The sequence below is a fragment of the Rhizobium sullae genome (genome assembly GCF_900169785.1).
GTDB classification, from domain to species: domain Bacteria; phylum Pseudomonadota; class Alphaproteobacteria; order Rhizobiales; family Rhizobiaceae; genus Rhizobium; species Rhizobium sullae.
Genome location: NZ_FWER01000108.1, coordinates 1 through 9,885, shown reverse-complemented (window position 1 = coordinate 9,885; position 9,885 = coordinate 1). Strand labels below are relative to the sequence as shown.

Sequence of the window (9,885 nt, the reverse complement as noted above, 5' to 3'; positions counted from 1 at the left end):
TATTCAGATATTCGGGGGACGGTGCAGGGGCGGCAGCTCGCCAAAGGTTTGCTGATCGTCGATGAACTGCCGGATGGATGTCTCGACGGGTCCGCCGACGTCGGGGCCTTCACAAATCATGCCAAGCCCGCCGCAGAAATCGCTGCAGCATTCCTGCTTGACGAGCTTCGAGACACCATCGGCGTTATCGGAGATGTCGCCGTGCGAATGATCGAGATGGGCCGCCTCCGCCACGTCGTGCCCCCCGTGGGACGGCATCGTTTCCGAGGCAACGGCTTCCAGCTCGGGGAAAGAGGAGCCATGCATCACAGCATTGGCGTTGGACAGCGAGTACCCCGCCAGCGATACAATGATCACCAGCCGTATTATCACGAGCACCTTGCTCACTGTGATTCGGTACATCTTGCCCATTCCCAACGAGCTACATGCAAAGCAGCCCGATTTCAATTAGGGCCTACGTGTCATCGACATTCGAGTCCTTTATGTGGCGCGAACATCACGTTGTGGGTCTCCGTCATCAAATATCCGACAGGTCGCCCGGTGGCGGCGCTGGCCGATCCGTTCGGCGGAAGCAAGTGACGAATCCTGTCGGGATCGCGGAGGCTGCCGCGTTCCACGACGCACGTGAAAGCGAGGACGCCATGCAAATGACCCTTGCGGCGATCGGGATGGCGTTTGCCACGGCCGTCCACGCCCATGAAGCGCCGTCGGGCTTCACCTACGTGCCGTTCTGTTGCAACGGAGACGGTGACAGCGGCGATTGCAGACGATTTCGTCCAACGCCGTTCGCCCCGGTCAGGAAGGATATGAAGTGACGCTGCTGCCTGGCGACCATCGGCTGGCGACGCGCAGACACGTTTTCCTTGTCCGACAGCCATAGACAAGGGAGTCGCCGGATGGCGCCTATCACCTCTGCTTGTTTCCCAACGAAGATAGATGGGGTGCAATGCTTCTCACGCAGAACGTGTGTCACATCGATTTCACGCGACTGACGATGGGGGGCGTGCTTAGTCGCAACGGGCAATTTCAGTCCATTTCTGGCTCCGCTCGTCCTGAGGGCGTCAGACATAATCCGGCCGGGATGAGGCGTCGTCCGATGGGCGCGTTCTCCCGGCGGCCGGTTCGTTCGAATTGACGCGATGTGGGGTATTTCATGACGATCAAGACAGCGTTGTTGAGAATGTCTCTGATTATCATCTCCGGGTGGGTCATGGTCGGCGCGATCACCTTGGTAATGTTCCATTGAACCGCGGGTTGCATCGATGCGGTTCCTGGTGCAGCGAAAACGATCGCTGAACTTGCGTATGACGAACAGAGGCGCAGGTCTTGACGATCACCGACCCGACGGCTTCCCCCCCATATCGATCCCAAGACCATGATGAAAATAGTCGCGCAGCGTCCTCTGGAACGATCCCTCTACCTGATTGCAGGCCGCGCTCCGACGTCGCGGCCGGGGCAGGGGCGCTAGCCTTAATGCATGGCCTCGATAAAGGCGCGGCGATAAAACACGCCGAGGTTGATCCGTTCTGCAGCGACTGCCGCAAGCTTCTTTTCAAGACGACGCTCGAACTCTCGCGATCGGGCTGCTGGCGGCCTGCCGTGTGGGGTTGCGGGCTTTAACCTGATCCGTGGTCCGAGGTCGTCGCAATATTGGGCAAGCGCCATCCCGGCCTTGACCAGCAGGGTTCTTATCTGCGGACGGTGCTCCGCGGCGATGACGAGGCCAAAAGACTTGATCAGGACAGGCCTCGGGACTGGCAGCTCGATCTCGTCGACGATGTCGTTTCCCACTTGCGCTTCCTCAGCGAACACGAGGTACTGGTCCACCAGATCACGGGCGGCTTTGAGGGTCTCTGTATCCGGGTTGTATCGGAACCAGGTTTCATTGAAGGGACTTAGTGATCCATATGTCATCAGGAACTCCTTCGCCCTTCAAAATGAACGCGGGGACTGCCTGATTGTTCGAACGATGTCGCAAGCTCGGCTGCCCCGCTTGGCTGCCCCCGCAGGATATTCTGCCGCGGCGCGTCGCCCATTTGCCATGGAAGTGGCCGACAAGTGCGCGGCGTTGCTAGGTATGGGGCGCAGGAGTAAACTTCAAATGTGTTGGACCGGGAGCGATGTGGGAGCATCGCGGAAGGAGGTCCGGTATGAACAACGCGCCCGTAAACGACAACGCCCGGATACCGCCCTCGGCAGAGGCCGGCGTCATCTTCGCCGGCCATGTGCATGAAGTGACTGTCCATGCCGACGTTCTCGCTCTGCTGCCCGATCCGGCAACTGCGCGGCCTTGTCTGGACATCGCCGAAGACGCCGCCCGCGCCATCCACGGCACCATGGCCGTGGCTCATGTCGGTGCGGATCCGAAAGGGATGATTGCCGCACCGGAGGAGATCGATCTGCAGATGCTGCGAGACCGGACGGAAGGGTCGCCGCGTGAGCGGTTCGAGCAGGTCGCCCGCGCCTTCGAGGATTGGAAGCAGGATAAGCCCGGCCGAGAACGGCTCCTTCTCGATGACTGTCGCGGCGATCTCAATCGCTGCGTGACCGCCGAAACCCATGAGGCGGCGCTCGTCGTCGCCCCGTGCCATGGCAACATGGATGCCCGCGATGCGTTTCACGATCTTCTTTTCCATGAGCGCAAGCTGGTGCTGACACAGCCTTGCGGTTCCTATGCCGGCAATCTGTTGGGCCACGTGGTGATCGGCTGGAAACCGCATGATCATGTGCAGGATGCCGCCACCGCCGCCAGACGCTGGCTGGCCGCGTCCGATCGCGTGACGGTTCTATGCGTCAACGACAAACCGGACGGAAGCTACCAGTTAACGGCAAGGGAACTGCTTGATCACCTGGGGCTTGATGGCGACGTCGCCGCAATCAGCTCGGGAGGCCGGTCCGTCGGGGAGGCGATTCTCGATTTCGCCAAGTCGGCGAATGCGACGTCCCTTTTGATCGGCGCTTTCAAGCATGGCTATTTCCTGGAACTGCTGCTCGGCCGTGTCACTTATTACCTGCTGTCGCATGCGCCGCTTCCCTTGATGATGAAGCACTAGCGGCGATCACTGGAGGGCCAGCCGGGCGTGAATCGCATTTCATGTTGCATCGCCAACGCAGAACTCTGCTGAGAAACGAAGTGTCGTGTGGATGATTCTCGAATATTGTTACCCGGATAGGGGGCGACATCAGCGATCAAGTGGCTGGGCAGGGTGCTCATCTGTCGCCTGGTGTTCTCCCAGGCGGTGCGCTGCAGTTGCCTTGCCCTGAATGCGAAGAAGGTGTCCAGAATGCTGTATGCTGTCCCGGTCATCATGGCCTCCTTGGTTTATCGAGCCATGGTGCTAAGATAGCCGCGCGTTGACTTTCAAACAAACGAAATGATATGGTGCTTAGTATCAGAAAAATTGAAAGATGCGACGATGACGATACCCTTTCGGCGCCCGATCCCGCTGCTCGACAATGATGTTCTGAGAACCTTTGTCGCCATTGCGGAAACAGGCAATTTTTCGACTGCTGCCGAGGCCGTGTTCCGCACGCCGTCGGCGGTTTCCATGCAGATCAAGAAGCTCGAGGAGCAGCTGGGCGCGACGCTCTTCATGCGCGATGCGCGTTCGGTCACGCTGACGCAGCACGGCGAGCTGTTGCTGACCTATGCCCGCAACATTCTCGCGCTCTCCAACGAGGCGGTTTCCCGCTTCATCATGCCGGAACTCAGCGGCGTCGTGCGGCTGGGCGCGCCGGAAGATATCGGCGAGCGCCTGCTGCCAAGGATCCTGAAGAGCTTCGCGGAGAGCTATCCCGGCATCATGGTCGATGTGACGATCGACATGAGCCAAGGCCTCAAGAAGCGCATGGAAGAGCAAAGGCTGGATCTGGCGCTGATCAATTGCGCAACGCGGCCGTTTCCGACAGGCGGAGAGATCGTTTTCCGTGAACGCCTCGTCTGGGCGGGTGCGAAATGCGGAACAGCTCACAGGCGCGATCCTCTGCCGATCTCGATCTGGGAAGACGGCTGCATCTGGCGCCAGGAGGCGCTGGCGCAGCTGGAGCGCAACAAGCGGCCGTACCGCGTCGCCTATCTGAGCGGCCATACGATGGCGCAGCGTGCCGCTGTGCTTTCCGATCTTGCGATCGCGCCGTTGCCGCGCTCCTATATCGGCGAAGACATGGTCATTCTCGACGCGCAGGAAGGCCTGCCCGAACTCGGCTCGTTCGATATCCGGCTGCTGACGGCCTCGCAGCTCTCAGGGCCTATGGAGGCCGTGGCAGACAGCATCCGCTTCGCTTTCGCGGAAAAGGCAAAAGCTGTCGCTGCTTGATCCGGACGGCGATGAACCTTATTGGATTCGGCGCGTTAAATGGCCGGAGCGGCGGAGGTTGCTTCGGCCAGGCGACGTTTAGTTTCCAAAAGAGGATTTCCAAAATGACGATGACGGTCAAAATCGGCGCAGCGCTGATGCTGCTTCTGGCGCTTTCTTCGTGCGGCAATACCATCCGCGGTTTCGGCCGCGATACGGCAAATGCCGTCAACGCGACGCAGGACGCCGGCCGTTCGGTCAACCGCGCCGCAACCCGCTAAAACTTTCAGATCGCTGCGGCAGGGTAGGCGCGTTCGAGGCCGCCCGATCGGTTAAGGCCAGTGCGGAAGGCAAGATAGGCCGGATGCTGGCTCGACTTCGCCGCCTCCATCAACTGAATCTGAAGCCGCGCCGGCGCGGCTTCGCCGATCCACAGTCCGGTACTTTCAAGTTTTAGCGAATTGAGAAAAGGAGCTGCCGCCGCCAGATCCAGATACCGATGCAAACCGTCGATCAGGCTGTCGTCCTGCGCCGTATTTTCCATGAGCAGCGAAAGATAGGATTTGTCCGCTTCGGAAGCGCCCGCAAACTTGCTGGCAACGGTCTCGCGATCGGGAAAGGAAGCGGCTGGCGTCATCGGTCATCCATTACATGCTGCCATGCTCACGGCAGCCTTCGATTAGAAAGTGACCGTCAGACTAGGCGGCATAGCCTTCGCGAGGCTGGAATTGCAGTCTCACAGAGCCGCTTTCACCTTTTCTGCAACGTCGGCGGGCACCCATCGTGTCCAGAAGTCGGCGTAATTGCGCAGAAAATAGAGCGCGGCGTCCTCATTGTTTGCCCGGTTTTCGTCCTGCCATGCCAGAACGTCGTTTATGGTGTTGTTGTCCCAAGAGCGGGCGCGCAGATAGCCGAGCTCTGGACCGGCACGGTCGGCAAACGCCTTGGTGACGACGGTGAAGGCCTGGGAGACAGGATAGGCGTTGAGCTGCGGACGGGCACAGCCTTCGACCGAAGTGCAGGCAAGCCATTCCGCCTTGTCGTGGCTGACGCCCATACTGAGCAGCGTCATGTCATATTTGCCGAGGATCGCCGTTGGCGCCCAGTAATAGCCGAGCCAGCCGATCTTGGCGTCGAAGGCGTTGGCGATTGAATCGTCCAGATCCTTCGGACTTCCGCTGTCAATCAGCTCGAAGCCTGCACTATCGCCCTTCAAGGCCTTGAAGATATTGGCGGTCGAAATCCTGCAGCTCCAGCCGGACGGGCAATTGTGGATGGCGCCCTTGGAGGTGCTTTTCGGCGAGGGGAAGAGGTCCGGCCGCTTCAGAGCATCCTGCACGGAACGGATATCGGGATTTGCATCGGCGATGAATTTCGGGATCCACCAGCCTTCGATTGCGCCGTCTGCCAAAATCTCGGAGGCTTGAACCAGCCGACCGCTTGTTGCCGCCGCCTCGAGTTGAGTCCGGACGGACGCGGTCCAGAGTTCGGGCGCGATGTCGGGTTCGCCCTTCTGATCCATCGAAGCAAAGGTCGGCACGGTATCGCCGGCAACGGTCGTGACATTGCAGCCGTAGCCGTTTTCGAGAATGAACTTGTCGAAATTGGCGGCAATCGCGGCGGATGCCCAATTCATCTCCGCGATCGAGACGTTACCGCAGTCCGCCTGCGCGGCGCGGCCGCCGGCGAAGAGACATACGGCAAAAGTAAGCGAAGCCAGGATGATCTTCATTCGCTCGTTCCCCAGTTTTTATGTCTGATGTGCAGCCTTTGGATGTAATACTAGCCGCCCAATCCGTCCGTTCAATGAATGCAAATGCAGCAGTCGGCCGCCGTAATCTCACGTGCCATGCGTTTTTTCGCATCGCGACTGCCGGTCTGGAACATTGCTATTATTTTCCAGCCTACGCCTTTGACGCGGTAATTGAAATCCGCCGGTGGTCGAATATTTTCGAGCTAAATAGCTGTTTTGAATGCACTAATATTCTCACCGACCCACCAACCAAAGCCTGCGTCGAGCCACAGGCGGGATGTCCCCAGTGAACTGCGTGCGGATCGAAAATCGGCGAAAACTCAAAAAAAGCCGAAATTCGCCTCGCATAATTTTCTGCAATAACACTCCGGTAAGAATGTCACGCTATCAGTTGAACCACGGCGAGGGACAACCGCCGTTTCTCCGGATCAGGTATTGCGTCCCGGAGAATACGAGTTTCGCCGCGTATTGGCGAATACGCCAGAGTTTTCGGCAAACCGCGCGCGCGCCAGCCCGCGCGGTTTTCGCATTTCAGGCAGGCGATTGACCGCGGATCACGCCGCGTTGTAGGCCTCATACATGACCAAGGCGATCATGTTGCAGGGAACCGGCTCGGATGTCGGCAAGACGGTGCTCGTCGCCGGGCTCTGCCGGCTTGCGGCCAACCGCGGCCTCAACGCAAAGCCGTTCAAGCCGCAGAACATGTCGAACAATGCGGCCGTCGCGGACGACGGCGGCGGGGAGATCGGCCGGGCGCAGTGGCTGCAGTCGCTCGCGGCACGAACCCCATCTTCGGTTCACATGAATCCGGTTCTCCTGAAACCGCAATCCGAAAACGGCAGCCAGATCATAGTACAGGGCAGGGTCTTCGGGCAGGCGAAGGCCCGCGACTACCAGAGGCTCAAGCCGCAGTTGCTGGAGCATGTGCTGCAGAGCTTCGCGATCGTGTCCGAGGGCGCGGACCTTGTGATCGTCGAGGGTGCGGGATCGCCGGCCGAAATCAACCTCCGTCCCGCCGACATTGCCAATATGGGCTTTGCCACCCGTGCCAAGGTGCCCGTCGTGCTCGTCGGCGACATCGACCGCGGCGGCGTGATCGCCTCCCTCGCCGGCACGCATGCGATCCTTTCGGATGGCGACCGGGCGATGATTTCCGGCTATGTCATCAACAAGTTCCGCGGCGATGTTTCGCTCTTCGATGACGGCATTGCCGCGATCAGTCGCTTCACCGGTTGGCCGTGTTTCGGGGTCGTGCCCTGGCTGAAGGCGGCTTGCCGTTTGCCGGCAGAGGATTCCGTCGTGCTGGAGCGCCTTGCCAAGGGAGCATCCGGCGCATTGAAGATCGCCGTGCCGGTTTTGCCGCGCATCGCCAATTTCGACGATCTCGATCCTCTTCGTGCCGAGCCGGATATCGAACTCGTCTTCGTGAAACCGGGCGACCGGCTGCCGGGAGATGCCGCACTCGTGATCCTGCCCGGATCGAAATCTACGATTGCCGACCTTGCCGACCTGCGCGCTGCCGGCTGGGACCGCGATCTGGAAGCCCACGTCCGGCGCGGCGGCCGCGTCATCGGCATCTGCGGCGGCTATCAGATGCTAGGGCGCATGGTTCGCGATCCGCTCGGCATCGAGGGGGCGAGCGCGGAGACGCCGGGTCTCGGACTGCTCGATGTCGAGACCGAAATGGCGCCGGAAAAGACCGTGCGCAACAGCCTGGCGGTTTCGGCCGAATATGACGTTCCGCTTGCCGGCTACCAGATACATCTGGGTGTGACGGCCGGGCCGGACTGCGCCAACCCATCAGCGGTGATCGACGGCGTGGCGGATGGCGCGGTTTCCGCCGACCGGCGGATCATGGGCACCTATCTCCACGGCCTTTTCGGCAGCGACGCCTATCGCGGCAAGCTTCTCGAAAGTTTCGGCCTTTCCGGTGAAAGGCGGAACTACAGACAAAGCGTCGACGAGGCATTGGATGAGGTCGCCTCCGAACTCGAAACCCATCTCGACAAGGGCTGGTTGACCGCGTTGCTCGGCTAGGGTGGCGTGGCTCACGCCGCCCTCCCGCGATCACTCCGGGCGAACATTCAGCCATCCGATTTTTCGCAGGATGACCTCCGCGAGTTCCGTCGGTGTCTTGCCGTATGTAGGCACAACGAACACGCCATTGGCGTCTTGGCTTGCCATGCGCCTCGCTTGTCGAAGTGAACGCTGTGCCTGCTCATCCGCGCCAGAACCGATCTCACGCTGTACTAGCCGCGCCATCAGCGTCGGTTCAGACGCTATCAAGCGGATCACCGTGATCGTCGCGTCCGGGATGGCCGCAAGAATCCATCGTCGGTCGAATTCAAGATGCATCATAACGTCTGACATGACCAGGCGGGTGTGCCCCAAAGCCCGATATGTCGACCAAATCGCAGCCAGATTGAGGCTGCTGACATCCGTCGTTCCCGAGCGAATTCTCGCGAGATCCTCGGCACACACGGGCGCGGGAACGCTCTGTGACTACTCCCCGGCCTGAAGGGCGGAGCTTCTGGTCTTGATCAGGCCGCTTGCGCGACCTGACTGCTACCGTCTTCTTCCTGCTTCCGACCTCCAGCAAGGTTCGATCCACAGGCCATCCCCGGATGTCCTCCGGTTCGGGCCTTGCGGCCCAGATGCAGAATGTTGCGGCCGGCGTTGTGGTCGGCGCAGGTGGCGTGGCCGCATCTGACGCATTCGAACCGGTCGCGGTCGATCCGGTTCTTCGGATCGACATGCCCGCACTCGGCGCATCGCTGCGACGTCCGTGCGGGGTTGACGTAAAAGACGGCGCCGCCGCGGCGGCGCATCTTGTATTCGAACCGCAGACGCGTCGCTGCGGGCGACACGTCGAGGATCGCCCGGTTCAGTCCGGACTTCTGCGCGACGTTGGTGCCCGGCTCCTCGACGGTCCNGACACGTCGAGGATCGCCCGGTTCAGTCCGGACTTCTGCGCGACGTTGGTGCCCGGCTCCTCGACGGTCCCCTTGACCGAGGCGGTCATGTTCTTCAGCTTCAGGTCCTCGAGATAGAGGACGTCGCAGCGACTGACGACGTCGGTCGTCATCTTATGCTTCGCGTCCCGTCTGCGCCGGACGATCCTGGCCCTGAACCGCCTGAGATCGCGCTGCGCCCGCAGACGGTTCTTCGAACCCCTNTCCCGTCTGCGCCGGACGATCCTGGCCCTGAACCGCCTGAGATCGCGCTGCGCCCGCAGACGGTTCTTCGAACCCCTCCTGCGGCGCGAGACGCGCCTGGCGAGGTTCGCCTCTCTGCGCTTCTCCTTCTCGGTCATTCTTGGCAGGTCGTAGACCGNGTCCCGTCTGCGCCGGACGATCCTGGCCCTGAACCGCCTGAGATCGCGCTGCGCCCGCAGACGGTTCTTCGAACCCCTGCTGCGGCGCGAGACGCGCCTGGCGAGGTTCGCCTCTCTGCGCTTCTCCTTCTCGGTCATTCTTGGCAGGTCGTAGACCGTGCCGTCGGAGAGCGCGAGCGCGTTGACCACGCCGNTGCGCTTCTCCTTCTCGGTCATTCTTGGCAGGTCGTAGACCGTGCCGTCGGAGAGCGCGAGCGCGTTGACCACGCCGAGGTCGCCCCCGAGCTCGACGAGATCCGGCAGGTCGAGCACGCTCGCAGGCTCGTCGACCTCACGCTCGGTCTGCACCGCGACGTACCAGTGGTCGCCGTCGGCGCAGACCGTGACGTTCTTCACCTCGCCAAGGAAGGGCCGATGGAGAACGAGCTTCACCCAGCCCGCCTTCGGCAGCAGGATTCCCTTCTCACCGAAGGAGATCTGCTTCGGGTCTGGGAAGCGGAAGG

Annotated in this window: 12 protein-coding genes and 1 pseudogene; 5 read left to right on the top strand and 8 right to left on the bottom strand. The window is 61.0% G+C overall.

All coding sequences use genetic code 11. From position 1 onward, the window contains the following. Positions 1 to 3: 3 nt before the first annotated feature. A complete protein-coding gene (locus tag BN1800_RS38380; protein ID WP_179214014.1) occupies positions 4 to 411 on the bottom strand; it encodes a hypothetical protein in 408 nt (135 codons plus the stop codon). A gap of 230 nt (positions 412 to 641) precedes the next feature. Between BN1800_RS38380 and BN1800_RS38375 the strand changes: the two are divergent. Continuing rightward, positions 642 to 877: pseudogene (locus BN1800_RS38375) on the top strand (hypothetical protein); the annotation flags it as partial. Between the two features lie 149 nt (positions 878 to 1,026). Here BN1800_RS38375 and BN1800_RS38370 read toward each other — a convergent pair. Together BN1800_RS38370 and BN1800_RS38365 are read right to left on the bottom strand one after the other, a co-directional pair. Next, positions 1,027 to 1,260: a hypothetical protein gene (locus BN1800_RS38370; protein WP_087006018.1), complete on the bottom strand. Its 234-nt coding sequence runs from the start codon at positions 1,258 to 1,260 to the stop codon at positions 1,027 to 1,029. A gap of 210 nt (positions 1,261 to 1,470) precedes the next feature. Continuing rightward, positions 1,471 to 1,914 carry a hypothetical protein gene (locus tag BN1800_RS38365; RefSeq protein WP_087006015.1) on the bottom strand — a complete coding sequence of 148 codons (444 nt, stop codon included), beginning with the start codon at positions 1,912 to 1,914 and terminating at the stop codon, positions 1,471 to 1,473. A gap of 236 nt (positions 1,915 to 2,150) precedes the next feature. Between BN1800_RS38365 and BN1800_RS38360 the strand changes: the two genes are divergently transcribed. Next, positions 2,151 to 3,053: a universal stress protein gene (locus BN1800_RS38360; protein WP_087006012.1), complete on the top strand. Its 903-nt coding sequence runs from the start codon at positions 2,151 to 2,153 to the stop codon at positions 3,051 to 3,053. Here BN1800_RS38360 and BN1800_RS38355 read toward each other — a convergent pair. Beyond that, positions 3,050 to 3,310, bottom strand: a complete 261-nt coding sequence (locus tag BN1800_RS38355; RefSeq protein ID WP_143534249.1) for a hypothetical protein — start codon at positions 3,308 to 3,310, stop codon at positions 3,050 to 3,052. The two genes, BN1800_RS38360 and BN1800_RS38355, sit on opposite strands and share 4 nt — an antisense overlap. 64 nt (positions 3,311 to 3,374) lie before the next feature. Here BN1800_RS38355 and BN1800_RS38350 point away from each other — a divergent pair, with 64 nt between their 5' ends. Together BN1800_RS38350 and BN1800_RS38345 are read left to right on the top strand one after the other, a co-directional pair. Further along, a complete protein-coding gene (locus BN1800_RS38350) occupies positions 3,375 to 4,316 on the top strand; it encodes a LysR family transcriptional regulator (RefSeq protein WP_027514034.1) in 942 nt (313 codons plus the stop codon). A gap of 104 nt (positions 4,317 to 4,420) precedes the next feature. After that, positions 4,421 to 4,576 carry an entericidin domain-containing protein gene (locus BN1800_RS38345; RefSeq protein ID WP_027514033.1) on the top strand — a complete coding sequence of 52 codons (156 nt, stop codon included), beginning with the start codon at positions 4,421 to 4,423 and terminating at the stop codon, positions 4,574 to 4,576. A gap of 5 nt (positions 4,577 to 4,581) precedes the next feature. Here BN1800_RS38345 and BN1800_RS38340 read toward each other — a convergent pair whose 3' ends face one another. Both BN1800_RS38340 and BN1800_RS38335 read right to left on the bottom strand, forming a co-directional pair. Then, positions 4,582 to 4,932, bottom strand: coding sequence for a hypothetical protein (locus tag BN1800_RS38340; RefSeq protein ID WP_027514032.1), 351 nt, complete (start codon positions 4,930 to 4,932; stop codon positions 4,582 to 4,584). Positions 4,933 to 5,031: 99 nt separating this feature from the next. Further along, complete coding sequence (locus BN1800_RS38335) at positions 5,032 to 6,027, bottom strand: glycine betaine ABC transporter substrate-binding protein (protein ID WP_087006007.1); 996 nt, start codon at positions 6,025 to 6,027, stop codon at positions 5,032 to 5,034. 600 nt (positions 6,028 to 6,627) lie between these two features. On the opposite strand from BN1800_RS38335, the gene BN1800_RS38330 reads away from it, so the two are divergent. Continuing rightward, positions 6,628 to 8,085 (top strand): cobyric acid synthase, encoded by a 1,458-nt coding sequence (locus BN1800_RS38330; protein ID WP_087006004.1) that lies wholly within the window; start codon positions 6,628 to 6,630, stop codon positions 8,083 to 8,085. Positions 8,086 to 8,115: 30 nt separating this feature from the next. On the opposite strand, the gene BN1800_RS38325 is transcribed toward BN1800_RS38330, so the two are convergent. Both BN1800_RS38325 and BN1800_RS41875 read right to left on the bottom strand, forming a co-directional pair. Then, positions 8,116 to 8,406, bottom strand: coding sequence for a hypothetical protein (locus BN1800_RS38325; protein ID WP_087006001.1), 291 nt, complete (start codon positions 8,404 to 8,406; stop codon positions 8,116 to 8,118). Positions 8,407 to 8,588: 182 nt separating this feature from the next. Next, positions 8,589 to 8,915, bottom strand: a complete 327-nt coding sequence (locus tag BN1800_RS41875) for a zinc ribbon domain-containing protein (protein WP_179214012.1) — start codon at positions 8,913 to 8,915, stop codon at positions 8,589 to 8,591. Positions 8,916 to 9,885: the final 970 nt, after the last annotated feature.

Excerpts from the sequence above, each read along its gene's own strand:
- BN1800_RS38380 (WP_179214014.1), bottom strand. The coding sequence starts at position 411 with ATGGGCAAGATGTACCGAATCACAGTGAGCAAGGTGCTCGTGATAATA.
- BN1800_RS38370 (WP_087006018.1), bottom strand. The coding sequence starts at position 1,260 with ATGCAACCCGCGGTTCAATGGAACATTACCAAGGTGATCGCGCCGACC.
- BN1800_RS38365 (WP_087006015.1), bottom strand. The coding sequence starts at position 1,914 with ATGACATATGGATCACTAAGTCCCTTCAATGAAACCTGGTTCCGATAC.
- BN1800_RS38360 (WP_087006012.1), top strand. The coding sequence starts at position 2,151 with ATGAACAACGCGCCCGTAAACGACAACGCCCGGATACCGCCCTCGGCA.
- BN1800_RS38355 (WP_143534249.1), bottom strand. The coding sequence starts at position 3,310 with ATGATGACCGGGACAGCATACAGCATTCTGGACACCTTCTTCGCATTC.
- BN1800_RS38350 (WP_027514034.1), top strand. The coding sequence starts at position 3,375 with ATGATATGGTGCTTAGTATCAGAAAAATTGAAAGATGCGACGATGACG.
- BN1800_RS38345 (WP_027514033.1), top strand. The coding sequence starts at position 4,421 with ATGACGATGACGGTCAAAATCGGCGCAGCGCTGATGCTGCTTCTGGCG.
- BN1800_RS38340 (WP_027514032.1), bottom strand. The coding sequence starts at position 4,932 with ATGACGCCAGCCGCTTCCTTTCCCGATCGCGAGACCGTTGCCAGCAAG.
- BN1800_RS38335 (WP_087006007.1), bottom strand. The coding sequence starts at position 6,027 with ATGAAGATCATCCTGGCTTCGCTTACTTTTGCCGTATGTCTCTTCGCC.
- BN1800_RS38330 (WP_087006004.1), top strand. The coding sequence starts at position 6,628 with ATGACCAAGGCGATCATGTTGCAGGGAACCGGCTCGGATGTCGGCAAG.
- BN1800_RS38325 (WP_087006001.1), bottom strand. The coding sequence starts at position 8,406 with ATGATGCATCTTGAATTCGACCGACGATGGATTCTTGCGGCCATCCCG.